Genomic DNA, 24,997 nt, shown 5'->3' on the forward strand with positions numbered 1-24,997 from the left:
AGGGGGCGAGGACGGCGATGGCATCGACCACGTTTCGCATCGGCGGGGACCTACCGGTAGGGCGGCTGGGCTTCGGAGCCATGCACCTGCCGACCGAGCCGGCCGCCGACCGCGAGGCCTCCCTCGCGGTCGCGCGGCGGGCCGTCGAACTCGGTGTCACGCTGGTCGACACCGCGCACCTGTACGGCGGGGGAGCCAACGAGGAACTCCTGGCCGAGGCCCTGCACCCCTACCCGGACGGGCTGCTGATCACCACCAAGGTGGGCGTCGCCCGGTCCGGCCCCTCGGGGGAGTGGCGGCTCGACGGCCGTCCGGCCGTCCTGCGCTCCCAGGTCGACCAGGCCCTCCGCCGGCTTCGCGTCGACCGGATCGAACTGCTCCAACTGCACCGCATCGACCCCGAGACGCCGCTCGCCGACCAACTCGGCACGCTCCGGGACCTCCAGGCCGAGGGCAAGGTCGGTCGGATCGGGCTGTCCGAGGTGACCGTCGGCGAACTCGACCAGGCGCGGCGGATCGTCGACGTCGCCAGCGTGCAGAACCGTTACAACCTGCTCGACCGCGAGCACGAGCCCGTGCTCGCGGCCTGCGAGGCGGCGGGCATCGCGTTCCTGCCGTGGCGCCCCGTCGCGTGGGGGGCGTCGGGCGAGAGGGCCGAGATCGCCGCCGTGGCCGCCGAACTCGGCGCCACCCCCACGCAGGTCGCGCTGGCCTGGCTCCTCGGGCACTCGCCGGTCATCCTGCCCATCCCGGGCACCGCGCGGATCGACCACCTGGAGGAGAACCTCGCCGCGACGCACCTCCGGCTGCCCCCGGCCCACCGCGACCGCCTCGACCGGCTGGCCCAGCCTGCGCCGGCATAGGGCCCTGGACGGCTGATCGGGTCGCCGTCGCCGCGGAGCCACGCCGGTTCACCGGCCGTCGGACCGTCAGCCCCCGCGACGTGCCCCGCCGTGGACGCCTGTGCGAAGATCCCCGCGCAGTGCGCGCCGGATTCCACCGTGGAGGGGTGACGATGTTCGCGATGTCCCTGGGCGAGGACGGGGCGCAGCTGCGCCCACTGGAGCCGTGGCGGGCCGCCGAGTTCCTGGCCCACATGGACCGGGGGCGGGAGTTCATCGGCCGGTTCATCGCACTGCCGGACGTCGTCACCGACCTGGAGTCCAGCCGCTCGTACCTGCGGTCCTACGCGGACAAGGCCGCGGCCGACACCGGTGGGATCTACGGCATCTGGGCGGAGGACACGCTGGTCGGCGGGGTCCTCTTCCGGACGATGGACGTCGCGCAGGGCACCGCCGAGGTGGGCTGCTGGCTGGAACCGTCGGCGGTCGGCAGGGGCCTGGTGACCAGGGCCGCGCGTGCGATCGTGGACTGGGCCGTCGAGGAGCGGCACATCCACCGGGTGGAGTGGCAGGTCGCCGCGGCGAACGAGGCCAGCATCGCCGTGGCCCGCCGGCTCGGCATGACGAAGGAGGGCGTGCTGCGGCAGAGCTACCTGTACCGGGGGGAGCGGCACGACATCGAGGTCTGGTCGGTGCTCGCGCCCGAGTGGCGGGCCGCCCGGCGGGCGCGGTAGCCGTCGATCCGGCTCCCCGCGTGGCCGGGCCCGGTGGTGGCCCGTCGTCACCGCGGTGGTGGGGCGACGGGAACCGCCGTGTTCACCCAGTAGAGTGACGGCGTGCCAGCCGACGAGCAGGGGGATACCGAGCGCCCGGGCGGCGGGCCCGACGCCGCGCCGTCCCCGCCGCACGCGCGCCGGCACCGCTGGGCCGGCCGGGCCGTGGAACTGCTGCGCGCGGAGGCGGCGGCCGTCGGCCCCACCCCGCTGCTCCGCTACCCACTGCCGTCCGCGTGGGGTCCGCGCCTGTACCTTAAGGACGAGTCCGCCCAGCCCACCGGCAGCCTGAAGCACCGGCTGGTGCGGGCGATGTTCCTGCACGCCCTGGCGGACGGCAGGATCACCGAGGGCACCCCGGTCGTGGTGGCCACCGGCGGAGCGGTCGCCGTCGCGGGAGCCGCCATCGCCGGGCGGCTCGGCGTGCCCTTCCACGCGGTCGTCCCGCGGGCCGCCGCCCCGGCGCTCACCGCCCGGATCGAGCCGCTCGGCGCACAGGTCACCGTCGGGGACCCGCCCGCCGCCGTGCACGCCGAGGCCGCCCGCCTCGCCGAACGCCTCGGCGGGCACTTCATGGACCACTTCGCCGACGCCGAGCGCGCCGTGACCGGCTGCGGGGAACCGACCATCGCCGAGGAGACCTTCCAGCAACTGGCCGGCGAGGACCACCCGCTGCCGCACTGGATCGTCACCGGCGCGGGCACCGGAGCCACCGCCGCCGCCTTCGGCCGGCACCTGCGCCGCCACGGGCTCCCGACCGGCCTCGCGGTGGTCGATCCGGAGAACTCCGCCTACTTCCCCGGCTGGGCCGCCGGCGTACCCGACTACGCCACCGGCGTGCCCTCCCGCATCGCCGGCATCGGCCGGCCGCGGATGGAGCCCGGCTTCGTGCCCTCCCTGGTCGACCTGATGGTTCCGGTGCCCGACGCCGCCAGCATCGCGGCCATGCGCCACCTGCGGGCGGCCACCGGCCGGTCGCTCGGCGGCTCCTCCGGGACCACCCTGTGGGGCGCCTGCCACCTGCTCGCCCGGATGCTGGCCGAGGGCACCCGGGGCAGCGTCGTGATCATCGCCGGCGACCACGCCGAGCCCTACCGGCACACCTACGACGACGACGCCTGGCTGCGCCAGCAGGGACTGGACCCGACCCCGCACGCCCAGGTGCTGGAACGCTTCTTCGCCACGGGCGAGTGGTCGCCGGGCTGAGCCACTACCGCCCAAGCCCCTCCCGCCCGGCGCATTCTGCTCATCCGACGCCTGCTGCTCACCTGGCGCTTCCCCTACACCTGGCGCTTCCTGCTCTCGCGCGCCTTCTCCCTGCCCGGCGCCCCCGTCCCCACCCCGCCGCTTCCCTCCCACCCGGCGCTTTCTTCCCCCACGTCACATACCCCTAGGGGGTCCGAAGGGGGACCCCCTTGTTTCAAGGGTTTCATGCGCGGGTCACCGAGCGCATCCCCCTTCTCGCCGCCTGTGGATAACTCTCCCTCGGGCGGACATGTGTGGTGGCCGACCCGCACCGCGTGGGATCCGGCCGCGCCCCTGCGGCGGTCCGTACGCACGATCGTCTGATCATGTGATCAGGTGATGGCGTGCATCCGGAGCCGACACAGGGAGGGCACGAGCATGGGATGGCTGCTGCTGGCCGGGGCGATCGTCGCCGAGGTGACGGCGACGGTGTCGTTGAAACTCTCGGACGGCTTCAGTCGGCTGGCACCCTCCGTGGTCGTCGTCATCGGGTACATCCTGGCCTTCGCCCTGCTCTCGCAGGCGCTCGCCCGGGGGCTGCCGCTGGGGGTGGCCTACGGGGTGTGGGCCGCGGTGGGCGTGGCCCTGGTGGCCCTGGTCTCCGCCGTCTTCCTCGGTGAGTCGCTGACCTGGGTGCAGATCGGCGGGATAGTGCTGGTCATCGGCGGCGTCCTGGCGCTGGAGGCCGGCGGCCGGCACTGAGCCGCCCTGGCGGGCCCCGACAACACGCCGCCCGCCGGGGTTGCGCCGGCCGGGGGCGTTTCCGTCGGAGGCGGCCGGGTAGCCCGCCCAGAAGGCCGAACCCGATCCCGCACGGAAGGGGAGAGCCATGGGCAAGAAGCCGCAGAGCCCCGAGCTGCGCCGCAGCGACAAGGGCGCGACCAGCCAGGACGCCGCCGAGGCCAAGGCGGCGGAGCAGGGCGGGGCCCCGAGCGGTGGGCATCCGCACGGCACCGACAAGGGGAACAAGGGCGGTGGGGAGGGTGGCGGGGTGCCCCCGGACCAGCGTCCGGACCACCCCTGAGCCACGTCCGTACCAGCCGACCACCCCCGGTTCACGTCCGCACCGGCCGTGAACCGACCTGACCACCACGGGTGGCCGCCGTGCCACGGCACCGCCGCCCGCCGGGCCACCGCACTCGCGTCCGGCGGGCGGCGGTGCCATGGTGGAGGGGACGGTGTCGCCGTCGCGCGCCGTCGTCCGCCATCGCGAGGACCGCAATGATCGACCAGTCGCTGCCGCTGATGGAGGCCGGGGCCCTGCTCGCCGCCGCCGAGCGTGCCGCTCCGGAGAGCGTCGTGGACGTGCTGGCCGACGACCTGGCGAGCCGCATCGGTGCTCGCCGCACCCTCCTGCTGCTCCTCGACCACGACGGCGACGTCCTGGTGCCCGTGGTCCACCGCTCGCGCCCGGGACCGGGGCCCACGCTCGGCGCGGAGCGCACCCGTGCCATCCCGGTCCCCGGGACGCCGTACGGGGAGGTGCTGCGTGCCCAGCGGCCGCTCACCCGGGCCTCCGCGGCCGGCTGCCGGGTGCTGGCCCCGGTGACGGTGCGCGGGGAGTGCGTCGGGGTCCTGGAGGTGGAGACGCCGCCGGACCCGGGGGCCGAGGCGGTGGCCAACGTGGCCACCTGCGCGCACATCCTCGCCTACCTGGTGCTCACCGCGCACCGGATCACCGACGCCTACGAGCTCGACCAGCGCACCAAGCCGCTGACCCTGGCCGCGGAGATCCAGCGGCGCCTGCTGCCGGACTCCTACGGTTCCGCCACCTCCCGCTTCACCCTGGCCGGGCTGCTGGAGCCGGCCGACGACAACGGCGGCGACACCTTCGACCACAGCATCGTGCACGGCGTGCTGCACCTGTCGATGACCGACGCGATGGGGCACGACCTGGACGCGGCGATGCTCGCCACCCTGACGGTGGGGGCGCTGCGCAACAGCAGGCGCCGCGGCGACGACATCCTCGCCCAGGCCCAGGCGGCGGACGAGGCCATCGCGCTGTACGGCAGGAGCAGGTTCGTCACCGGGCAGCTGTACCGCTGCCGGCTGGACTCCGGGGAGGTGGAGGTGGTCAACGCCGGGCATCCGCCGCCGCTGCTGATGCGGGACGGGCGGGTGAGCGAGCTGCCGCTGCTCGCCGACCCGCCGTTCGGCGCGCTGGCGGGCATCCGGTACCGGCCGCAGCGGCTCGGCCTGCGTCCCGGCGACCGCCTGGTGCTGGCGACCGACGGCATGCTGGAGCGGGAGGCCGCGGCGGCGGACCTGCCCCGGTTGGTCGCCGGCACCCGGGAGCTGGCCCCGCGCGAGGCGGTGCGCCGGTGGACCCGCGAGGTCAGCCGCGCCTGCGGCGGCCGGCCGCGCGACGACGCCACCGTGCTCTGCCTGGACTGGCACGGCACGCCGCACACCCCGACGCCCTGATAGCCAGCCCTACGCCTTGTCGGACGGCGGACGGCGGACGGCGGCCCGGCGGGGCCGGTCAGGGCTTGACGCCCAGGCCGGCGTAGATGCCGAGGATCTCGGCGTCCGGCGGCAGTTCGCCGTCCGGGCGCCACAGCGGCGCGACGACCAGCCCCGGCTCCTGCAGCTCCAGCCCGGTGAAGAACCTCTCCACCGCCGGGCGGGAGCGGGGGATGAGCGGTGCGGTCGCCCGCTGGTACGGGGCGACCGCGCGCTCGGCGTGGCCGGGAGGCGCGAAGTCGGCCGTGAGGTGGCTGAGCGCCATCTGGCTTCCGGAGGGCAGCGCCTCCTTGAGCCGCTCCACGATCTCGTGCGGGCCGTCGGCGTCGGTGATGAAGTGCAGCACGGCGACCAGGATGAGCCCCAGCGGCTGGTCGAAGTCGATCAGCTCCCGCACCTCGGCGGAGTTGACGATCGCCTCCGGGGAGCGCAGGTCCTCCTGGATCACCGTGGTGCGGCCCTCCTGCGTGGAGGACATCAGCGCCCGGGCGTGCACCAGCACGATCGGGTCGTTGTCGACGTAGACCACCCGTGCGTCCGGGGCCACTTCCTGGGCGACCTCGTGGGTGTTGCCGGCGGTGGGGATGCCCGTGCCGATGTCGAGGAACTGCCGGATTCCGGACGCGGCCATGGCGCGCACGGCCCGCTGCAGGAACGCCCGGTTCACCTGGGCGATCAGGCGGGTGCGCGGCTCGACGGCCAGGGCCTGCTCGGCGAGTTCCCGGTCGGCGGGGAAGTTGTCCTTGCCCCCGAGGTAGTAGTCGTACATCCGGGCCGGGTGGCCGATCTCGGTGCGCAGTTCGACCAGGGGCAGCGGCTCGTCCGGGAAGTCGAGGGGTTCCACGGGTTCGGGGAACTGTTGGGACACGACGTCCTCCTGGTACGGGCCGCGGGGGGTGCGGCAGTCGGCTGCTCCGTCGCATCGGCGCAACGACGTTCTATCAAATACCGTCAGGGCATGAACAGTTCCGCTCCGATCATGGAGCGATGGGTTCCTGATGCGGGTGGTGACCGCTCGTCCGTCCGGTGACCACGGGACCGGACGGACGAGCGGGCGAGCCGGTGGCGGGCCCGGCGAGAGCCAGCCGGGCGCTCAGCAGCCGATCGGCGCGGACCCGAGGGCCACGTCGTCGTACCACAGGGTGTCGGCGCCGTCGCCGTAGCTCTCCCAGCCCAGCCGCAGCGAGCTGGGCCTGGGCGGCTGGGTCGCCCCGCGCAGCCACTGGCCGTCCACGTCCTGGGTCGGCGTGCCGTCCACCCGCAGGCCGGCGATCTCGGTGTCGCCCAGCCAGGTGCGCATGGCGTGCCGGGTGGTGTCCACTTCGAAGCGCACGCAGACCCACTCGCCCACCGGCAGCGGGGCGCTCAGGCCGACGCCGGTCGGGCTCTGCTCGGGCAGGGTGGCGTCGTCGCGTTCCCGGTTCCACTGCAGGGCGCCGTTCTGGCCGCCGATCCGCAGTTCCCGGCCGCCGTCGTTGGCGTCGGCCATGGTCACCATGGTCACGTGCGCGGCCGGCAGCGCCGTGGTGTGCCGCACGTAGAAGCGGCCGTACACCACCGGGCCGATGGCGGAGACGTTGGCGGTGGTGCCCACGAAGACGTGGTTGCAGTAGCCGGCGGCGCCGTTGATTCGCAGCGAGCGGCCGCCGCTGTGCGCGACGCTGGTGTCGATGGCCGCCGTTCCGGTGCCCTGGCAGTTGGGCGCGCCCACCTGCCAGGCGCCGGAGGGGGTGGTGCCGGTCTGGTCCTCGAAGCCGGAGCAGACGGTGGCGGTGCCGCAGCCCGGGTCGGGTGCCGGGGTCGTCGGATCCGGGTCGGGCGTGGTGGGGTCCGGGTCCGGGGTGGTCGGGTCCGGGGTGGGCTGGTCACCGCAGGGGGTGCCGTTCAGGGCGAAGTCGGTCGGCGCGGGGTTGGCCGTGGTCCACGTCCCCTGGAGGCCGAAGCTGGCCGAGGCGCCGGTGGCCAGCGACGCGTTGTGGGCGGCGCTGACCGCGGTGACCCGGGTGCCGTCCTGCGTCACCTGGGCGTTCCAGGCGGAGGTGACCCGCTGGCCGGCCGGGTACGTCCAGCGCAGCTGCCATCCGTTCAGCGCCGCGCCGAGGTTGGTGACGGTGATCTCGGCCGTGTAGCCACCGGTCCACTGGTTCGCCCGGTAGGTCACGTCGCACACCGCGGCGGCGGAGACGTCGGCGCGGGCCGGGCGCTGCGGCAGGGCGGTGACGGCCACCGCCGCCAGCGCGGCGAGCACGCCGGCCAGCAGCGCGGCCAGCGCTCGCCGGCGGTCTCCCCGCGGGGAGGAGGAAACGGGCATCAGGGGTCTTTCCCTTCCGGCGGGACGGGAACGGCTGGTTGGAGGTTCGCGCACCGCCCGGTTCCCCTGAGTCCCGGGCGGCACGCGCCCACACGGCAGACGCGTACACATCAACCATGGGCGCCCCGCATTCTGCCCCCTCCCGCTCCCCACGGCTAGCCGTCGGCGCCGCCCCGTGGCGCCGAGCCGGGCGCCGGGCCCGGCACACTGGAGGGATGCGGGAGCACCGACCGACGCCAGCCGAGCTCCAGGCGGCCCGGGACCGCCGGCTGCCCGATCTGATCGCTCCCGGTCTGTCCGTGCTGTTCTGCGGCATCAATCCGGGGTTGTGGTCCGCCGCCACCGGCCACCACTTCGCCCGCCCGGGCAACCGGTTCTGGCCGGCCCTGCACCGCTCCGGCTTCACCCCGCGGCTGTTCCGCCCGGCCGAGCAGTGGGAGCTGCTGGAGCTCGGCCTGGGGCTGACCAACCTCGGCGGACGGGCCACCGCCCGCGCCGACGAGCTCGGTGCCGAGGAACTGCGCGCCGGCGGCGTCGCCCTCGCCGCCAAGGTCGCCGAGTACCGCCCGCGGTGGCTCGCCGTCCTCGGCGTCTCCGCCTACCGCACCGCCTTCGACGCCCGGCGCGCGGTGGTGGGGCCGCAGGAGGCCGCGATGGGCGACACCCGGGTGTGGGTCCTGCCCAGCCCCAGCGGACTGAACGCCCACTGGACGCCGACCGCCCTGGCGGAGGAGTTCTCCCGGCTGCGGCAGGCCGTCGCGGCCGGCGTGCGCTGAACGGGCGGTCGCGGTCAGTCGCGGCCCGCCGGGCGCAGGGCGCGCAGCGCCAGCTCCACCACGGTGTCCGCGTACCGCTCGGTCAGCGGGGCGGTGCGCAGCAGCCAGCGGTGGTAGAGCGGTCCGAACAGCAGCTCGACGGCCACGTCCAGATCGGCGTCCCCGGCCAGCTGGCCGGCCCGCCGAGCGCTCCGCAGCCGCTCCCGGGTGGCCTCCATCTGCGGCTCCAGCAGTCGCTCGACGATCTGGGCGGTGAGCGTGGGATCGGTCTGGGCCTCGATCAGCAGCGCCCGGAAGGGCACGTCGTAGCGGGGGTCCTTCAACTCCTCGACGGTCGGCCGGAGCACGGCCTTCAGGTCGGCCTCGATGTCGCCGGTGTCCGGCAGGCGGATCTCGCCCTGCTCGCTCTCGCCGCGGGCCAGGAAGGCGTCCAGGACGACCGCGCCCTTGGACGGCCACCAGCGGTAGATCGTCTGCTTGCCGACGCCCGCGCGGGCGGCGATCGCCTCGATGGTGAGCTTCCCGTACCCCACCTCGGAGACCAGCTCGAAGGCGGCCGAGAGGATCGAGCGCCGGGAGCGCTCGCTGCGGCGGGTCGGGTCGGGTGTTCTCTCGCTGCTGCTCATGCGGGGAACCTATCAAAGGCGAGTCGATACGTCTCGTCTTGTGCAGGCCGCCGTCACCCGTCCCGTCCCAGCTTTCTCACGGAAAGCACGACCCTGGGTGCAGTGCTGGCACGCGGGGTACCGTAGGCGCATGGACACCTCCACGGCCGCTCCCGCCCCGCAGTCCCAGGACGCCGATCTGGAGTTCGACGTCTTCGCCCGCGCCTGCCCCTCCCGGCCGGCGATGGAGCACGTCACCAGCCGCTGGGGGCTGCTGGCGCTCGGCGCCCTGCACGAGGGCGCCCTCCGCTTCAACGCGCTGCGCCGCCGGGTGGACGGGGTGAGCGAGAAGATGCTCTCGCAGACCCTGCACGCCCTGGAGCGCGACGGCTTCGTGCACCGCGAGGTCCAGGCCACCATCCCGCCGCGCGTGGAGTACAGCCTCACCCCGCTCGGCCGGGAGACCGCCGCCAAGCTCATCGAACTCATCGAGCTGCTGGAGTCCCGGATGCCGCACATCCTGCAGGCCCAGCGGCGCTACGACGAGGCCAGGGGCGAGGGCTGACCTCCACTCACCAGCCCTCGCCCGCCCCGCGCCGCGCTCCCGCCGCTCCGGCTACTCCACCGTCACCGACTTGGCCAGGTTCCGCGGCCGGTCCACGTCCCGGCCCAGCGCGACGGCCGCGGCGTAGGCGAACAGCTGCAGCGGCACGGTCAGCAGGATCGGATCCAGCTCCGGCTCACCGCGCGGCACCACGATGACGTCCTCGGCCAGCCGCGCGTCCGGCCGCCGGTGACCCACCATCAGCACCCGCCCGCCGCGCGCCCGGATCTCCCCGAGCGTGGTGAGGTTCTTCTCCAGCAGCTCGTCGTCCGGCACCACCGCCAGCGTCGGCAGCGCCGGGCTGATCAGCGCCAACGGGCCGTGCTTCAGCTCGCTGGCCGGATACGCCTCGGCGTGGATGTAGGAGATCTCCTTCAGCTTCTGCGCGCCCTCGCGCGCCACCGGCCAGCCGCGCACCCGCCCCACGAACATCATCCCGTCGTGGCGCGCGTACTCCGCCGCCAACCGCTCGATCTCCTCCCGCCCGGCCAGGATCTCCTCGATCTGCCCCGGCAGCGCCTTCAGCCCCGCGCAGATCCGCCGCCCGTCGGCGGGGGAGAGGTCGTGCACCCGGCCGAAGTGCAGCGCCAGCAGGGCGAAGGCGACCGCCGTGGAGGTGAACGCCTTGGTGGACGCCACCGACACCTCCGGCCCGGCGTGCAGGTACACCCCGCCGTCGCACTCCCGGGCGATCGCGCTGCCCACGGTGTTCACGATGCCGATCACCCGACCGCCCTTGCGGCGGATCTCCTGCACCGCCGCCAGCGTGTCGTACGTCTCGCCGGACTGGCTCACCGCCACGTACAGCGTGTCACCCTCGATCACCGGGTTCCGGTAGCGGAACTCCGACGCCGGCTCGGCGTGGGCCGGCACCCGGGCCAGCTCCTCGATCAGCTGCGCCCCCATCTCCCCCGCGTAGTAGGCGGAGCCGCAGCCGAGGATCTTCACCCGGCGGATCTCCCGCAGCTCACGCGGCCCGAGGTTCAGGCCGCCCAGGTGCGCGGTGGCGAACCGCTCGTCCAGCCGGCCGCTGAGCGTGCGCGCCACCGTGGCCGGCTGCTCGGCGATCTCCTTGAGCAGGTAGTGCGGGTGGCCGCCGGTGTCCCAGGTGCCCACCTCCCAGTCCACCGTGTCCGGCGTCTTGGCGGTGGCCCGGGCGTCCTCCGTGAAGGTGCTGAAGCCGTCCGCCCGCACCACCGCGAGCTCCCCGTCGTCCAGGTGCACCACCTGCCGGGTGTACTGCACCAGCGCCGCCACGTCGGAGGCGGCGAACATCTCCTTCTCCCCGATGCCCAGCACGATCGGGCTGCCGTTGCGCGCCACCACCACCCGGTCCGGTCGGGTGGCGTCCAGCACGGCCAGGCCGTAGGTGCCCACCACGTGGGTCAGCGCGGAGCGCACCGCCTCCTCCAGCTCCACGCCCTCCCCGGCCGCGGCCGCGATCAGGTGGGCCAGCACCTCGGTGTCCGTCTCGGAGGCGAACACCACGCCGTCCGCGGTCAGCTTGGCGCGCAGCGCGTCGGCGTTCTCGATGATGCCGTTGTGCACCACGGCGATCCGGCCGGAGCCGTCCAGGTGCGGGTGCGCGTTGACGTCGTTGGGCTCGCCGTGGGTGGCCCAGCGGGTGTGGCCGATGCCCACGGAGAGCGCACGGGCCTTCCGCCCGCGGCCGCGGGCGGAACCGCCGCCCGCCGGGTCGGCCGCCTCGGCGGCCCGCTCGGCCGGCAGCGCCGCCGCGAGGTCCGCGACGCGCCCCTTCACCTTGCGCACCCGCAGCCCTCCGCGGGCGGCCACCGCCACCCCGGCGGAGTCGTAGCCGCGGTACTCCAGGCGTTGCAGCCCTTCCAGCAGGACTCCGGTCGCGCCGCGCGGACCGATGTAGGCGACGATTCCGCACACGTGGGGCTCCTGTCCGCGGCGCACGCTCGGGTGGCGCCGCTCGGCTCGGTCGGTTCGGTTCGAGTTCGGTCGGGTTCGGTTCGGGTGCGGATCACCCGCACGGGGGCATACGCGCGCGGGGTCACCCGCACGGGGGCACCCGCACGGCTCACCCGTAGACGATCCGCCGCAGCTGGCGCGCCGACAGTCGCGGCGCGGCCACCCGGCGGTGCGGGAGTTCCGCGGTGATCCGTTCGAAGATCCGCTCGTTGGTCAGTCCACGCCCCTGGAGCTCCGCGTGCCGCCGGCGGACGTACTCCTCCACCGACTCGCCGAAGTAGGCCAGCACCTCGGCGACCACGTGGGCCGAGCCCGCCGGACCCAGCGGCGTGGTGCGGCTCAGGTGGGCGACGAGGTCCGCCAGCGTCTCGGCGCCGACGCCGTCCGCCGCCGCCCCGCCGGCCCGGCCGTCGCCAGGCGCGGGGCGGTCGGAGCGGGGCGGCAGCCGGTCGGCGCGCCGGGGTGATGAGGACCAGGGGGAAGTCACAGGGTGTGACACTACGAACCATCCCAGGGAAAGCCAAGAATCCTGCCCGATTTCGGGCAGGAGGACGCCCGTTCTCGGGCAGACGGTTCCCGACGCGCATGGGCTTTCCCGTGCTTCGTCATGCATGGATGCGGTATGTCCGGATAGCGGCTGAGGCCAGGACAGTGGCACGACGGAGGTGGCGGATGTCCCGGGCACGCGACGGCGTGGCGGTGGTGACCGGCGGAACCGCCGGGGTCGGCCGGGCGGTGGTGCGCCGACTGGCCGCCGACGGCTACGACATCGGCGTCCTGGCGCGCGGGCGGGCCGGACTGGCCGGCGCCGCGGCCGACGTCCGCGCCCTCGGCCGGCGGGCCGTGGCGATCCCCACCGACGTGGCCGACCCGGCGGCGGTGGAGCGGGCGGCCCGGCGGGTGGAGGAGGAACTGGGCGAGATCGAGGTGTGGGTGAACGCCGCCTTCGCCGGTTTCCTGGCCCCGCTGTCCGAGGTGACGCCCGAGCAGTTCCACCGCGTCACCCACGTCACCTACCACGGGCAGGTGCACGGCACCATGGCGGCGCTGCGCCGGATGCGCCCCAGGGACCGCGGCGTGGTGATCAACGTCGGGTCCGCGATGACCTCCCGGGGGATCCCGCTGCAGAGCGCGTACTGCGGCGCCAAGCACGCGATCGTCGGTTTCAGCGAGTCGGTCATCACCGAGCTGGCGCACGACCGCAGCGGGGTGCGGCTGTGCATGGTTCAGCTGCCCGGGCTGAACACCCCGCAGTTCACCTGGGTGCTCAACCGGATGGCGCGCCCGGCCAAGCCGGTGCCGCCGGTCTACCAGCCGGAGGTGGCGGCCCGCGCGGTGGCCTCGCTGGTGCGGCGCCCGCGCCGGAACACCTGGGTGGGGGTGCCCACCGCCTACACCATCCTCGGCAACCGGATCGCGCCGAAGCTCGCCGACTGGTACCTGGGCCGGACCGGGTTCGACGCCCAGCAGGCCGACCGCCCCGTCCCCGTGCGGCCGGCCAACCTGTTCGCCCCGGCGGACGACAAGGTGGACGCCGGGGCGCACGGCCCGTACTCCGAGCACGCGCGCGCCCACGACCTGGTCGGCTGGCTGGGGCGGCACCGCCGGCCGGTGCTGGCCGGGGCGCTGGGCGCGGTCGCGGCGGCGGCCTGCCTGACCGCCGTCCGACGCCGCTGACGCCGACGCCTCGGAAGCCCCGCCGCCTCCGACGCCGCTGCCGCCGGCGCGGGTCAACCGGTCGGGAGGTCCTGCTCGGTCCAGATGGTCTTGCCGGTCAGCGAGTAGCGGGTGCCCCAGCGCTGGGTGACCTGGGCGACCAGGAGCAGCCCGCGCCCACCCTCCTCGTCGGAACGGGCCCGGCGCAGGTGCGGCGAGGTGCTGCTGCCGTCGGAGACCTCGCAGATCAGGGACCGGTCCCGGATCAGCCGCAGCCTGATCGGTGCGGCCGCGTGCCGGATGGCGTTGGTCACCAGCTCGCTGACCACCAGCTCGGTGGCGAAGGTGGCCTCCTGCAGGCCCCACGCCTGCAGCCGCTCGGTGGCGAGCTTGCGGGCGTCGGAGACCACGGACGGCTCGGCCGCCAGGTCCCAGGTGGCCACGTGGTGCTCGTCGAGCGCGCGGGTGCGGGCCAGCAGCAGGGCGACGTCGTCCGAGGGACGCTCCGGGAGCAGCGACGCCAGGACGTCGTCGCAGGTGGCGTCCAACCGCGGGGCCGCCCCCGGCGCGGCCGCCCGGGACAGCACCCGGCACAGCTCCTCCAGGCCGTCGCCGACGTCCCGGTCGTGGTTGGCGCTGGACTCCACCAGGCCGCTGGTGTACAGCGCGAGCAGACTGCCCTCCGGCAGTTCCAGCTGCCCGGACTCGTAGGGCAGCCCGCCCGTGCCGAGGGCCGGGCCGGCGGGCAGGTCCGGGAACTCGACGGTGCCGTCCGGGCGGACCAGCGCCGGCGGCAGCGGGCCGGCGCGGGAGACGGTGCACTGGCGGGACACCGGGTCGTAGACGGCGTACAGGCAGGTGGCACCGACCTCGCCGCCGGCCCCGACTCCGTCCGCGGCGCGGTCGCGCTCCGCCTCCTCGTCCGTCCCCTCGCCGAGGTGCACCACCAGGTCGTCGAGGTGGGTGAGGAGCTCGTCCGGGGCGAGGTCGACGTCCGCCAGGGTGCGCACGGCGGTGCGCAGCCGGCCCATGGTGGCGGCGGCGTGCACCCCGTGGCCGACGACGTCGCCGACCACCAGCGCGACGCGGGCGCTGGACAGCCCGATCACGTCGAACCAGGCCCCGCCGAGCCCCAGGTGGGAGGCCGCCGGCAGGTAGCGGGAGGCCACCTCCACGGCCGGCCGGCCCGGCAGCCGGTGCGGCAGCAGGCTGCGTTGCAGGGCGAGGGCGGCGTTGCGTTCCCGGGTGTAGCGGCGGGCGTTGTCCAGGCTGATCGCGGTGCGCGCCGCCAACTGCTCGGCGAGCAGCACGTCGTCGCTGGTGAAGGGCTCCGGGCTGGTGTGGCGGGCGAAGCCGGCGACGCCCAGCGTGGTGCCGCGGGCGCGCAGCGGCACCGCCATCCAGGCGTGGAAGCCGAAGGTCCGTACGCGTTCGGCGCGGGCCGGGTCCCAGCAGGCCGCCGCGGCGACGGACGTGCCGGGTCGTGGCCCGGTGACCGTCTCCCCGCTGGCGAGCGCCCGGGCCGGCGCGGAATTGCGCGCGTAGCTGTCGAAGTCGCCCACCGCGACCACCGCCTCGGGGACGCCGGGCAGGATGGAGCGGTGCGCGACGCGGCGCAGGGTGACCGGGAAGCGCAGCGGGTCCGGCGCCGGCTCCTCGCCGGCCAGCACGCGGTCCAGCACGTCGACCGAGACGAAGTCGGCGAGCCCCGGCACGGTCATCTCGGTGAGTTCCTCCGCCGTGCGCACCGGATCCAGGGTCCGGCCGATGCGGCCGCTGGCCTCGTCCAGGACGGCCAGCCGGTGCCGGGCCCAGTACTGCTCGGTCATGTCCAGGGTGGTCAGGGACACGCCCCGGGGCGTTCCGTCGCGGTCCCGCAGCGGTGTGAGGAAGACCGACCAGGCGTGCTGCCGCTCCTCGCCGGGGACGCGGATGAAGTTCTCCAGGTAGCGCGTCTCGCCCCGCTCCAGGGCCTCGCGCATGAACTGCTCGGTCTTGGTGGCCTCGGGGTGGTCCACGATCTCCCCGACCCGCAGACCGCGCATCTCCTCCTCGGTGAGCGCCACCGCCTGCTCCATCGCCGCGTTCGCCCGGGTCAGCCGCAGGTCGGTGTCGTACAGCGCGACGGGGTACGGGGCCTGCTGGAAGGCCCACCCGGGCAGCGCGTCGGCCTCGGCGGGGTCGGGCGGTCGCCAGCCGACGGGGCAGACCACCAGCCAGCGGGCGTCGCCGTCGTCCGTCGTCCCGGGGTGCGCCAGCAGCGGGAGCCGCAGCGGGTGCCCGTCGCGGTGGCGCAGCTCCAGCTCGGTCCGCCAGCGCGTCCGGGTGGTCAGGGCGTGCCGGGTCGGGGCGGGGAGCTCCTCGGCGAGCAGCTCCCCGGCCGGATGGCCGAGGACCTCCGCGGGCCGGTAGCCGAGCAGCCGGCGCGCCCCCTCGCCCCACTCCGTCAGCACGCCGCGCGCGTCGAAGGTGGCCGTGGCCGTGTACGGGGCGTGTTCGTCGCGGTGGCGCTCCTCGGCGCCACCGTGGGAACCGGTGCTGTGGGTGTCCATCGCCGCTCATCTCGCGCCCGTCGTCGGGTGGGCACTACTCCAGGGTCATTCCTCGGCCGCGAGCCGTCGAATCGGATCGGAACGGAAGAGGTCCCGCATAACCGAAGTTATCGGGATGAAACGCCGGAAACCCCGCCGGATCGCGGTTACCGGACCGAGTCCGGCTGGGCCCAGCCGCCCGGGGCGTCCGGCCACCCGGCGTTGCCTATGTCACCCGCGCCACCCGCGCCGCCCGCCGAGCGCCAGCTGAGCTTACGATTTGGGACACGAATACGAACTGGACCCGCGCGACCCGGGTGCGTCACGCTCGGATCGCCCCAGTCAGCACGGTAGAGAGGGAAGCGGATGAGGATCGGCATCGTGGGAGCCACCGGCCAGGTGGGTGGCGTGATGCGTGAGGTGCTGGCCGAGCGCCGCTTCCCCGTGGACGAGCTGCGGCTGTTCGCCTCGGCGCGGTCCGCCGGCCGGACGCTGCCGTGGCAGGGCACCGAGGTCACCGTCGAGGACGCGGAGACCGCCGACTACGCCGGCCTGGACATCGTGCTCTTCTCGGCCGGCGGGGCGACCTCGAAGGCGCTGGCTCCCCGGGTCGCCGCCGCCGGCGCCGTCGTGGTGGACAACTCCTCGGCCTGGCGGATGGACCCGGACGTGCCGCTGGTGGTCTCCGAGGTCAACCCGCACGCGGCGCTGCGCCGCCCGAAGGGCATCATCGCCAACCCGAACTGCACCACCATGGCCGCCATGCCGGTGCTGCGGCCGCTGCACGAGGAGGCCGGGCTGACCGGCCTGGTCGTCTCCACCTACCAGGCGGTGTCCGGGAGCGGGCTGGCCGGCGTGGCCGAGCTCGACGAGCAGGTCCGCAAGGTGGTCGACGGGGCGACCAAGCTGGCCTTCGACGGCTCCGCCGTGGAGTTCCCCGCGCCCAACAAGTACGTGCGGCCGATCGCGTTCAACGTGCTCCCGCTCGCCGGCTCCATCGTCGACGACGGCTCGGAGGAGACCGACGAGGAGAAGAAGCTGCGGAACGAGAGCCGCAAGATCCTGGAGATCCCGGACCTGAAGGTCTCCGGCACCTGCGTGCGCGTGCCCGTCTTCACCGGCCACTCCCTGCAGATCAACGCCCGCTTCGCCCGCCCGATCACCCCGCAGCGCGCCCGCGAGCTGCTGGAGGGCGCGCCCGGCGTGGTGCTGAGCGACGTGCCGACCCCGCTCCAGGCCGCCGGGCAGGACCCCACCTACGTGGGCCGGATCCGCGCCGACGAGACCGTGGAGCACGGCCTGGCGCTGTTCTGCTCCGGCGACAACCTGCGCAAGGGCGCGGCGCTGAACGCCGTGCAGATCGCCGAACTGGTCGCGGCCGAGTCCCGCTGAGCCGACGCGCCGGGGGCGCCCGTCGCAGGACGGGCGCCCCCGGCGCGTGTTCCCCGGCGGTCCCCACCGGTGCCCGCCGCGCAGGACGAGCCGCGGGCCCGGTGGTCGCCCGCCCGACTCATCTCCCGCCGCGCCGCAGCAGCCACATCAGGTAGGGCGCGCCGAGCAGCGCGGTCACCACGCCGACCGGGATCTCCACCGGCGCCAGCAGCATCCGGCCCAGCGCGTCCGAGGCCACCAGCAGCACCGCGCCCAGCACGGCCGCCATCGGCACGACCCGCCCGGTGTGGCTGCCGACCAGGCGGCGCGCCAGGTGCGGGGCGACCAGGCCGACGAAGCCGACGGTGCCGACCGCCGCCGCGGTGCCGGCGGCGAGCACCGCGGCGGAGCCCAGGACCAGCATCCGGGCGCGCGAGATGTCCAGGCCCAGGGCGCGGGGCAGGTCGTCGCCGAGCGCCAGCATGTTGACCGGCCGGGCCGCGGCGGTCAGCGCGACGGCGACCACCGCCGGGACCACCAGCCAGCCCAGCGTGGTCAGGTCGCGGCCGTAGGTGCTGCCCGCCATCCAGATCAGCGCCGCCGAGGTGTCCATCTGGGATCCCACCACCATGGTGTTGACCGCCGCGCCCGCCGTGGCGGCCACGCCCAGGCCGACCAGCACCACCCGGGTGGGGTCGAGCCCGGCCCGGTCGCGGGCGAGCAGCAGCACCAGCGCGAGCGCCAGCACCCCGCCGACCGCCGCCGACATCGGCAGCAGGAACGCGGGAGCGGTGGGGATGACCACGATCAGCAGCACGGCGCCGGCCGAGGCCCCGGCCGTCACCCCGACCAGGCCCGGTTCGGCCAGCGGGTTGCGCACCACCGACTGCACGGCCGCCCCGGCGGCGGCCAGGCAGGCCCCGGCCAGCGCGGCCACCAGGATCCGCGGCATCCGGTAGGCGACCACCTCCGCGGCCATCGGCTCGGCCGAGCCGAACACCGCGCCGACGATCTGCCCCCAGGTGATGTCCACGTCACCGACCCGCAGCCCCAGCAGCACGGCCACCGCGACGGCGGCGGCACCGACGCCCAGCGCGGTGGCGTAGCGCGGGCCCGGCTGGGGGCGGGCCACCGCGACGGCGGCGCCGGTGTCCGCGTCGCCCGTGGTGGCCCGGCGGGCGAGCAGCACGAACACCGGGCCGCCGATCAGCGCCGTCACCACGCCCACCGGCAGCTCGCCGTAGCCGGCCGAGGGCGGGAAGGCGAGCTGGGCGGCGGCGTCCGCGACCAGGACCAGCAGGGCGCCGGCGAGGCCGGCCAGCGGCAGCAGCGCCGCGTGGCGCCGCACCCCGAGCATCCGGACCGCGACCGGGGCGATCAGTCCGACGTAGCCGACGGGGCCGGCGAGGGTGACGGCCGCTGCGGCGAGCAGCACCGCGAGCAGCCAGGCGGCGGGCCGGATCCGGCCCACCCGGGCGCCCATGGCCTCGGCGGCCTCGTCGCCGAGCGCCATCAGGTCCAGCGGGCGGGCCAGCAGGGGCGCCAGCAGCACGGCGGCGGCGACGACGCCGCCGAGCACCAGCGGGCGGTCCAGGCCGCTCTGGATGAGGCTGCCGTTGCCCCAGAAGAAGACGCCCTGGGTGCCCTCCTCGTCGAGGATCTGCAGGAACTGCGCCGCGGCGCTGCCGATCAGCGCGACGGTGGCGCCGGCCAGCAGCAGCCGGCCGGGGCTGAGCACGCCGCGCGCGGCGAGCAGGTACACCACGCCGATGGCGGCCGCCGCGCCGAGGAAGGACGCGATGCCCGAGGCCATGACACCGCCGCCCCAGCCCATGAAGGCCACCAGCGCGACGGCGAGGTAGGCGCCGGCGTTGACCCCGAGGGTGTCCGGGGCGCCGAGCGGGTTGCGGGTGGCGCCCTGGATCAGCGCCCCGGAGACGCCGAGGGCGATGCCGGTGACCAGGCCGGCCAGGGTGCGCGGCAGACGGCTGCCGACGAACACCGCCTCCACGTCCTCGCCGGCCCGGCCGGCGATCAGGTCGATCAGGTCGCGGGTGCCGACCCCGGCCGCGCCCAGGCTGAGGTGGAGCACCACCACCGCGCCGAGGGCCAGCAGGAGCAGGGCGCCGGACAGCAGCGTGGCGCGCCCGGCGAGCCCCGGCCGCCCGGGCTGCGGGCGTTCGGGCGCGGGACCCTTGCCGTGGGGGGCGTCCGCGCCGTCCGGGGCCGGGTGGGGGGCGGTGCCGGGGGTGGCCGGCGCGGCGGGGCCGCCCACCGTGGAGCGTGGTGGGCGGCCCCGCCGCGGGGTGTTCGTGGTGGGCATCAGACCTGGAGGGCCTTCGCGGTCTCGTCCAGGATCTGCACGGCCGAGAGCGGACCGCCGAAGAACCAGGTGCCCGGGTCGAGGGCGAGGGCCCGGTCCTGCTCGACGAAGTCCAGGCCCTGCCAGACCGGGTTGTCCGCCAGCACGCCGGTGAACGGGTTGTCGTCCGCGCCGGCCACGTACAGGAAGGTGGCGTCGGAGGGCACCTGGGTCAGGTTCTCGACCGTCACCGTGGAGAATCCCCACTCGTCCGGCTCACCGGTCCAGCTGTTGGTCAGCCCGGCCAGGTTCAGCACCTGGGCGCCCATCGCCTCGTCGGTGAACATGCGGATCGAGGGGGCGCCGTTCATGGTGAAGCCCTGCGCCAGCGCGTAGCCCAGGCCGGCCTGGCCGGCCGCCTCCAGGCGGTCGGCGACCTCGGCGGCCTTGGTGTCGATGGCGCCGAGCACCTCGGCCGCCTTCTCCTCCTGGCCGACCGCCTTGGCCAGCTCGGTGAAGTTCGTCTTCATCGTCTCCAGCTGCGGCTGGACGGTGTAGTCGAAGGAGAGCACCGGGGCGATCTCGTTGAGCTGGTCGAAGTTGGCCGCGACCGCGTTCTCCTCGGCCACGATCAGGTCCGGGTCCAGGGCGCGGATCTGCTCCACGCTCGGCTCCGCGCGGGTGCCGACGTCGGTGACCCCCTCGGTCGGCAGCTTGGCGCTGGGCGCGGTCACCCACTGGCCGTAGCCGGCGACGTCGGCGACCCCGGTCGGGGTGACGCCCAGGGCGACGAGCTCCTCGACGTAGGCCCACTCCAGGGCGACGACCTTGGTGGCGGTGCCGGGCAGGGTCACCGGGCCGCGCGCGGTCTGCACGGTGATCTCACCGCTCGCGCCCGCCGCGGACTCGCCTGCCTGGTCGCCGGAGGCGTTGGATCCGGGGTCGCTGACCGTGCCGGATCCGCACGCGGCGACGCTCAGCCCGAGCGCCACGGCGGTGCCCGCCGTGGCGAGCGCGCGCAGCAGCCTGTTCATGGTGGTTCTCCTTGGGGGCGGTGGTGCGGGTCGTGCCGATGGGCCGGCCGTGCCGGCCGGCGGACGGGGAGGGGGGTGCTCAGGAGGAGGCGGCGGCGGCCGCCGCGGCGCTGGCGTCGGGCAGCCGGGGGAAGCAGGCGAGGTATCCGGTCTCCGGGTCGCGGAGCACGCTGACCTTCAGGCCGAAGGCCTGGTCGATGACGTCGGGGGTGAGGACGTCCTCGGGGGTGCCGGAGGCGGCGACGGCGCCACCGGAGACCACCACGATCTCGTCGGCGTAGGCCGACGCCTGCATCAGGTCGTGCAGCACGACGCCGCAGGCGATGCCGTGCTCGTGGACCAGCCGGTGGACCACCTCCAGCACCTCGAACTGGTGCCGCAGGTCGAGGTAGGTGGTGGGCTCGTCCAGCAGCACGATGCCGGAGCGCTGGGCGAGCACGGTGGCCAGCCACGCCCGCTGGCGTTCGCCGCCGGAGAGCTCGTCCAGCCGGCGGTCGGCGAGCCGGGCGGCGTCGCTGACCTCCAGCGCCCACTCCACGGCCTGGGCGTCCTCCGCCGTGTGCCGGGCGAACGCGCCGCGGTGCGCGTAGCGCCCGTGCCGGACGAGCTCACGGACGGTCACGCCGGCGGGCACCAGCGGCGTCTGCGGCAGGAAGGCCAGGCTCCGGGAGAGCGCGCGGCGGGACAGCGAACCCAGCGGGGCTCCGTCGACCAGCACGCCGCCGCCCATGGCGGGCAGCAGGCCGGCCATGGTCCGCAGCAGGGTGGACTTGCCGCACCCGTTGGGGCCGACCAGCGCCGTCATCGTGCCCGCGCGCAGCGTCAGGTTCACGCCAGTGAGCACCGGTCGGTCGCCGTGGCCGACATCAAGGCTTTCCACCACCAGGCGGACATCGCCCATGGCCGACAGCACCCCCTCAGCTCGCGTTTTCGTAAGGTGAGCCTAACCGAACCGAGGTGGCCGAATCAATTCGTCGTCACCTGCCGGGACATCACGACTGCGTCGCGGCGCGGCCCGCGGCGGCGGAGCCCTCGCCCAGCAGGTCGGTCCCCGCCACCACCTCGCCGCCCACCACCGTCGCCAGGATCCCGATGTCGCCGATCCGGGAGACCTCGACCCGGCGGGGGTCGTCGGCCAGCACCACCAGATCGGCGTACCGGCCCGGCGCCACGCTGCCGACCGCGTGCTCCCACCGGCAGGCGTACGCCGCGTCCCGGGTGTAGCAGCGCAGCGCCTCCTCCACGGTGATCCCCTCCGCCGGACCCACCACCGCGCCGGAGGCGGTGGCCCGCTCCACCATGAACTGGACCGCCCGCAGCGGCGCCCCGTCGGTGACCGGCCGGTCCGAGCTGCCGGCCAGCCGGACCCCGTGCTCCAGGAAGCCCCGGCCCCGGTACAGCCAGGGCGCCCGCTCCTCGCCCATGATCCGCGCGTAGTCGTCGCCCAGGTACCACAGGAAGTTGGGTTGGACCACCGCCGTCAGCTCCAGCTCCGCCATCCGGGCGAGCTGGTCCGGGCGCACCAGCCCGGCGTGCTCGATCCGGTGCCGCGCCCCGGGACGCGGCGCGAGGCGCCGGGCCGCCGCCAGCGCGTCCAGGGCGACGTCGAGGGCGCGGTCCCCGATGGCGTGGATGGCCAGCTGCCAGCCCGCCAGGTGGCCGTCCCGCACCTGCCGGTGGATCACCTCCGCGTCCGCGTACAGCTGCCCGCTGTGCTCCAGCCCCACGTACGGGCTGCTCAGCGCGGCGGTGCGGGCCATCATGCCGCCGTCGGTGAAGATCTTCAGCGCGCCGAGGGCGAGCCGGTCGTCGCCGAAGCCGGTGCGCGGGCCCAGGTCGAGGCCGCGCGGCACCTCGTCGCGGGGGTGCGCGCCGACCGGGTGCAGGGCGTCCGCGGCCACCATCAGCTGGACCCGCAGCGGCAGCCGGCCGCCCTCCCGGGCCCGCTGGTACGCCGCCAGCTCGATCGGGCTGTGGCTGATCAGGCCGCCGCCGATGCCGGCCTCGGCGCAGGCCGTCACCCCCTCGGCCAGGCAGACCCGGGCGGCGTGCTCCACGGCGTCCGCCAGCTGGTCCACCGGGTACGGCTGCCGCGCCCGGCGCACCGCCGCCATGCCGCCCTCCGCCAGCGCGCCCGCCTGGTGCGGCACGTCCGGCGGCAGCAGCTCCAGCACGTTGGAGCTCACCACGCAGGCGTGCCCGGAGTCGTGCGTCACCAGGATCCGGCGGCCGGCGCCGACCGCGTCCAGCTCGGCGGCGGTGAGGTGACGGCCGAGCGGGCGCTGGTCGTAGCCCACCACGTCCACCCACTCCCCGGGCTCCCGGCGCAGCGCGGCCCTCCGGATCGCCTCCAGGACGTCGTCGATCCGCTCGCACGGGGCGATGCTGACGCCGCGCGCCTTCAGGCCGGCCCAGACCAGGTGGACGTGGGCGTCGACGAACCCCGGCAGCACCGTCGCGCCGTCCAGGTCGACCACGCGCCGCGCCGGCAGCGCGGCCACCGCGTCGTCCACGCCGACGATCCGCCCGTCCCACAGCCCCACCTGGTGGGCCACCGGGTGTTCCGGATCCATCGTCAGGATCGTGCCGCCGACCAGCCGTACGTCGAGCATCGGATCTCCCGGAGAATCCTGATACTGATTAGAGTAGGCTTACCTTATCGATCTCCGCCGTGGGGCGATAGGGCCACGCCCATGTCCGCACACCCGCGGGGAGGTACCCGAGTTGAGCGCGGGTGACACGCGCGCGACCGAACCGCGCGATCCACGGGCCGGCTCCCCCTCGCGGCGCGCCGCCGCACCGCCGGGAACGCCCTCCGGGCGCGACGTGCTGCGCCAGTCGGTCGCCGGCCAGCGACGGCACATCGCGACGGGCGCCGCCCTCGCCGTCGGCCACCAGGCCGGAGAGGCCCTGGTCCCCGTGCTCATCGGCGTGGTGATCGACCAGGCCGTCTCCGACGGCACGGCCACCGCCCTGCTCGGCTGGCTGCTGCTGCTCGCCGCCGTCTTCACCGGGCTCTCCGTCAGCTTCCGGTTCGCCCTGCGCGCCGGGGAACGCGCCGCCGAACAGGCCGCCCACGAACTCCGCCGCCGCCTCGCCACCCGCGTCCTCGACCCCCGCGGCGGCGCCGAGACCGGCCGACTGGCCGGGGCGCTGGTCACCATCGCCACCGGCGACGCCCGCCGCGTCGGCACGGTCAACACCGTGATCCCCGCCGGCGTCGGGGCGCTGGCCGGACTCCTGGTCAGCGCCGTGGCCCTGCTGCGGGTCTCCGTCCCGCTCGGCCTGCTGGTGCTGCTCGGCACGCCGCCATTGCTCTACCTCGCCCACCTGCTGGGCCGGCCGCTGGAACGGCGCAGCGGCGTCGAGCAGGAACGCGCCGCGCACGCCTCCGGCATCGCCACCGACCTGGTCGCCGGGCTGCGGGTGCTCAAGGGCCTCGGCGCCGAGAACGCGGCCGTCGCCCGCTACCGGCGCACCAGCCGGGACTCCCTCGCCGCCACGCTGCGCGCCGCGCGCGCCGAGGCCTGGCACGACGGCGCCATCCTCGCCCTCAACGGCGCCTTCATCGCGCTCGTCGCCCTGGTCGGCGGCCGGCTGGCGGCGCGCGGCGACATCAGCGTCGGCGAACTCGTCTCCGCCGTGGGACTGGCGCAGTTCCTGCTCACCCCGCTGTCGATGATCTCCTGGGTCGGCGGGGAACTGGCCCAGGGCCGCGCCTCCGCCGCCCGGGTCGCCTCCGTGCTGGCCGCGCCACCCGCCGTGGCCACCCCCGGCGGCACCGGAGACCCCGGCGCCGCCGGCGGCACCGGCGCGAACCGGTCGGGAGCCGCCCGGCCGACCCCCGTGCGGGGCCGGCTGCGGCTGCGCGGCGTCACCCACGGGCCGCTGCGCGGCGTCGACCTCGACGTCGCCCCCGGCGAACTGGTCGGCGTCGTCACCACCGACCCGGCCGCCGCCGGCGCGCTGCTGGAGTGCCTGGCCCGCGAGGCCGACCCCGAGGCCGGCACCGTCGAGCTCGACGGCGCGCCGCTGACCGGCCTCCACCCCGCCGAGATCCGCGCGGCGATCCTGCCCGCGGCCCACGACGCCGACCTGTTCGAGGGCACCCTGATCGAGAACGTCACCGCCGCCGCCACCGGGCCGGCGGACCACGTCGAGCACGCGCTGCACGCAGCCGCCGCCGACGAGGTGGCCCGCGCCCTGCCCCACGGCGCGCACACCCCGATCACCGAACGCGGCCGATCCCTCTCCGGCGGCCAGCGCCAACGGGTCGCCCTCGCCCGCGCCCTGGCCGCCGACCCCCCGGTGCTGCTGGTGCACGACCCGACCACCGCCGTCGACGCCGTGACCGAGGCACGCGTCGCCGACCGCCTCCGGGAGATCCGCCGGGGCCGCACCACCGTCCTGCTCACCACCTCCCCGGCGCTGCTGGCCGTCGCCGACCGGGTGCTCGTGCTGGACGGCGGCACCGTCACCACCGAGGGCCGCCACACCGACCTGGTCCGGCGGCACGCCGCCTACCGGGCCGCCGTCCTCGCCTGAC

The 24,997-nt window shown here is 75.3% G+C and carries 21 protein-coding genes; 11 read left to right on the top strand and 10 right to left on the bottom strand.

Annotation, left to right across the window (positions count from 1 at the left end; all coding sequences use genetic code 11):
• Window positions 1-17: 17 nt before the first annotated feature.
• The 6 genes from FHU37_RS06490 (at window position 18) to FHU37_RS06515 (ending at window position 5,284) form a co-directional block, all read left to right on the top strand.
• Window positions 18-863 (top strand): aldo/keto reductase, encoded by an 846-nt coding sequence (locus tag FHU37_RS06490; protein ID WP_179813251.1) that lies wholly within the window; start codon window positions 18-20, stop codon window positions 861-863.
• 152 nt (window positions 864-1,015) lie between these two features.
• Window positions 1,016-1,576, top strand: coding sequence for a GNAT family N-acetyltransferase (locus FHU37_RS06495; protein WP_179816076.1), 561 nt, complete (start codon window positions 1,016-1,018; stop codon window positions 1,574-1,576).
• Window positions 1,577-1,678: 102 nt separating this feature from the next.
• The gene (locus FHU37_RS06500; protein ID WP_312892465.1) at window positions 1,679-2,821 is read left to right on the top strand and encodes a pyridoxal-phosphate dependent enzyme; all 1,143 of its coding nucleotides are present in this window, start codon (window positions 1,679-1,681) and stop codon (window positions 2,819-2,821) included.
• 417 nt (window positions 2,822-3,238) lie between these two features.
• Window positions 3,239-3,562, top strand: a complete 324-nt coding sequence (locus tag FHU37_RS06505) for a DMT family transporter (protein WP_179813252.1) — start codon at window positions 3,239-3,241, stop codon at window positions 3,560-3,562.
• Between the two features lie 127 nt (window positions 3,563-3,689).
• Complete coding sequence (locus FHU37_RS06510; protein WP_179813253.1) at window positions 3,690-3,884, top strand: hypothetical protein; 195 nt, start codon at window positions 3,690-3,692, stop codon at window positions 3,882-3,884.
• 197 nt (window positions 3,885-4,081) lie between these two features.
• On the top strand, window positions 4,082-5,284 hold the full coding sequence (locus tag FHU37_RS06515) for a PP2C family protein-serine/threonine phosphatase (RefSeq protein WP_246449628.1): 1,203 nt from the start codon (window positions 4,082-4,084) through the stop codon (window positions 5,282-5,284).
• Window positions 5,285-5,342: 58 nt separating this feature from the next.
• On the opposite strand, the gene FHU37_RS06520 is transcribed toward FHU37_RS06515, so the two are convergent.
• Together FHU37_RS06520 and FHU37_RS06525 are read right to left on the bottom strand one after the other, a co-directional pair.
• Window positions 5,343-6,137 carry an SAM-dependent methyltransferase gene (locus FHU37_RS06520; protein WP_281394721.1) on the bottom strand — a complete coding sequence of 265 codons (795 nt, stop codon included), beginning with the start codon at window positions 6,135-6,137 and terminating at the stop codon, window positions 5,343-5,345.
• 279 nt (window positions 6,138-6,416) lie between these two features.
• Window positions 6,417-7,634: a cellulose-binding domain-containing protein gene (locus FHU37_RS06525; protein WP_179813254.1), complete on the bottom strand. Its 1,218-nt coding sequence runs from the start codon at window positions 7,632-7,634 to the stop codon at window positions 6,417-6,419.
• Window positions 7,635-7,849: 215 nt separating this feature from the next.
• Between FHU37_RS06525 and mug the strand changes: the two genes are divergently transcribed.
• Window positions 7,850-8,410, top strand: a complete 561-nt coding sequence (mug, locus tag FHU37_RS06530; RefSeq protein ID WP_179813255.1) for a G/U mismatch-specific DNA glycosylase — start codon at window positions 7,850-7,852, stop codon at window positions 8,408-8,410.
• 14 nt (window positions 8,411-8,424) lie between these two features.
• On the opposite strand, the gene FHU37_RS06535 is transcribed toward mug, so the two are convergent.
• Window positions 8,425-9,036: a TetR/AcrR family transcriptional regulator gene (locus tag FHU37_RS06535; RefSeq protein WP_179813256.1), complete on the bottom strand. Its 612-nt coding sequence runs from the start codon at window positions 9,034-9,036 to the stop codon at window positions 8,425-8,427.
• Window positions 9,037-9,166: 130 nt separating this feature from the next.
• Between FHU37_RS06535 and FHU37_RS06540 the strand changes: the two genes are divergently transcribed.
• The gene (locus FHU37_RS06540; protein ID WP_179813257.1) at window positions 9,167-9,580 is read left to right on the top strand and encodes a winged helix-turn-helix transcriptional regulator; all 414 of its coding nucleotides are present in this window, start codon (window positions 9,167-9,169) and stop codon (window positions 9,578-9,580) included.
• 51 nt (window positions 9,581-9,631) lie between these two features.
• Here FHU37_RS06540 and glmS read toward each other — a convergent pair whose 3' ends face one another.
• Window positions 9,632-11,518, bottom strand: a complete 1,887-nt coding sequence (gene glmS / locus FHU37_RS06545; RefSeq protein ID WP_179813258.1) for a glutamine--fructose-6-phosphate transaminase (isomerizing) — start codon at window positions 11,516-11,518, stop codon at window positions 9,632-9,634.
• 148 nt (window positions 11,519-11,666) lie between these two features.
• A complete protein-coding gene (locus FHU37_RS06550) occupies window positions 11,667-11,921 on the bottom strand; it encodes a hypothetical protein (RefSeq protein WP_179816080.1) in 255 nt (84 codons plus the stop codon).
• A 308-nt stretch (window positions 11,922-12,229) separates the two neighbouring features.
• On the opposite strand from FHU37_RS06550, the gene FHU37_RS06555 reads away from it, so the two are divergent.
• Window positions 12,230-13,234, top strand: coding sequence for an SDR family oxidoreductase (locus tag FHU37_RS06555; protein WP_179813259.1), 1,005 nt, complete (start codon window positions 12,230-12,232; stop codon window positions 13,232-13,234).
• Window positions 13,235-13,287: 53 nt separating this feature from the next.
• Here the strand turns inward: FHU37_RS06555 and FHU37_RS06560 are convergent, their stop codons facing one another.
• Window positions 13,288-15,765: a SpoIIE family protein phosphatase gene (locus FHU37_RS06560; RefSeq protein WP_179813260.1), complete on the bottom strand. Its 2,478-nt coding sequence runs from the start codon at window positions 15,763-15,765 to the stop codon at window positions 13,288-13,290.
• 345 nt (window positions 15,766-16,110) lie between these two features.
• On the opposite strand from FHU37_RS06560, the gene FHU37_RS06565 reads away from it, so the two are divergent.
• The gene (locus FHU37_RS06565) at window positions 16,111-17,136 is read left to right on the top strand and encodes an aspartate-semialdehyde dehydrogenase (protein ID WP_179813261.1); all 1,026 of its coding nucleotides are present in this window, start codon (window positions 16,111-16,113) and stop codon (window positions 17,134-17,136) included.
• 118 nt (window positions 17,137-17,254) lie between these two features.
• Here FHU37_RS06565 and FHU37_RS06570 read toward each other — a convergent pair whose 3' ends face one another.
• The 4 genes from FHU37_RS06570 to FHU37_RS06585 form a co-directional block, all read right to left on the bottom strand.
• Complete coding sequence (locus tag FHU37_RS06570; RefSeq protein ID WP_179813262.1) at window positions 17,255-19,438, bottom strand: iron ABC transporter permease; 2,184 nt, start codon at window positions 19,436-19,438, stop codon at window positions 17,255-17,257.
• The gene (locus FHU37_RS06575) at window positions 19,438-20,451 is read right to left on the bottom strand and encodes an ABC transporter substrate-binding protein (RefSeq protein ID WP_179813263.1); all 1,014 of its coding nucleotides are present in this window, start codon (window positions 20,449-20,451) and stop codon (window positions 19,438-19,440) included. The genes FHU37_RS06570 and FHU37_RS06575 overlap by 1 nt, the downstream gene beginning before the upstream one ends.
• Before the next feature lie 79 nt (window positions 20,452-20,530).
• A complete protein-coding gene (locus FHU37_RS06580) occupies window positions 20,531-21,352 on the bottom strand; it encodes an ABC transporter ATP-binding protein (protein ID WP_179813264.1) in 822 nt (273 codons plus the stop codon).
• 91 nt (window positions 21,353-21,443) lie between these two features.
• Window positions 21,444-23,063, bottom strand: coding sequence for an amidohydrolase (locus FHU37_RS06585; RefSeq protein WP_179813265.1), 1,620 nt, complete (start codon window positions 23,061-23,063; stop codon window positions 21,444-21,446).
• A gap of 214 nt (window positions 23,064-23,277) precedes the next feature.
• Between FHU37_RS06585 and FHU37_RS06590 the strand changes: the two genes are divergently transcribed.
• Window positions 23,278-24,996 (top strand): ABC transporter ATP-binding protein, encoded by a 1,719-nt coding sequence (locus FHU37_RS06590; RefSeq protein ID WP_179816081.1) that lies wholly within the window; start codon window positions 23,278-23,280, stop codon window positions 24,994-24,996.
• The last annotated feature ends 1 nt before the right edge of the window (window position 24,997 follow it).

The organism is Allostreptomyces psammosilenae (genome assembly GCF_013407765.1).
Lineage (GTDB): Bacteria > Actinomycetota > Actinomycetes > Streptomycetales > Streptomycetaceae > Allostreptomyces > Allostreptomyces psammosilenae.

Bases quoted from the DNA above. Each gene is read 5' to 3' on its own strand.
- FHU37_RS06490 (WP_179813251.1), top strand. From the start codon at position 18: ATGGCATCGACCACGTTTCGCATCGGCGGGGACCTACCGGTAGGGCGG.
- FHU37_RS06495 (WP_179816076.1), top strand. From the start codon at position 1,016: ATGTTCGCGATGTCCCTGGGCGAGGACGGGGCGCAGCTGCGCCCACTG.
- FHU37_RS06505 (WP_179813252.1), top strand. From the start codon at position 3,239: ATGGGATGGCTGCTGCTGGCCGGGGCGATCGTCGCCGAGGTGACGGCG.
- FHU37_RS06510 (WP_179813253.1), top strand. From the start codon at position 3,690: ATGGGCAAGAAGCCGCAGAGCCCCGAGCTGCGCCGCAGCGACAAGGGC.
- FHU37_RS06515 (WP_246449628.1), top strand. From the start codon at position 4,082: ATGATCGACCAGTCGCTGCCGCTGATGGAGGCCGGGGCCCTGCTCGCC.
- FHU37_RS06525 (WP_179813254.1), bottom strand. From the start codon at position 7,634: ATGCCCGTTTCCTCCTCCCCGCGGGGAGACCGCCGGCGAGCGCTGGCC.
- mug (WP_179813255.1), top strand. From the start codon at position 7,850: ATGCGGGAGCACCGACCGACGCCAGCCGAGCTCCAGGCGGCCCGGGAC.
- FHU37_RS06535 (WP_179813256.1), bottom strand. From the start codon at position 9,036: ATGAGCAGCAGCGAGAGAACACCCGACCCGACCCGCCGCAGCGAGCGC.
- FHU37_RS06540 (WP_179813257.1), top strand. From the start codon at position 9,167: ATGGACACCTCCACGGCCGCTCCCGCCCCGCAGTCCCAGGACGCCGAT.
- FHU37_RS06555 (WP_179813259.1), top strand. From the start codon at position 12,230: ATGTCCCGGGCACGCGACGGCGTGGCGGTGGTGACCGGCGGAACCGCC.
- FHU37_RS06560 (WP_179813260.1), bottom strand. From the start codon at position 15,765: ATGGACACCCACAGCACCGGTTCCCACGGTGGCGCCGAGGAGCGCCAC.
- FHU37_RS06565 (WP_179813261.1), top strand. From the start codon at position 16,111: ATGAGGATCGGCATCGTGGGAGCCACCGGCCAGGTGGGTGGCGTGATG.
- FHU37_RS06570 (WP_179813262.1), bottom strand. From the start codon at position 19,438: ATGCCCACCACGAACACCCCGCGGCGGGGCCGCCCACCACGCTCCACG.
- FHU37_RS06575 (WP_179813263.1), bottom strand. From the start codon at position 20,451: ATGAACAGGCTGCTGCGCGCGCTCGCCACGGCGGGCACCGCCGTGGCG.
- FHU37_RS06580 (WP_179813264.1), bottom strand. From the start codon at position 21,352: ATGGGCGATGTCCGCCTGGTGGTGGAAAGCCTTGATGTCGGCCACGGC.
- FHU37_RS06585 (WP_179813265.1), bottom strand. From the start codon at position 23,063: ATGCTCGACGTACGGCTGGTCGGCGGCACGATCCTGACGATGGATCCG.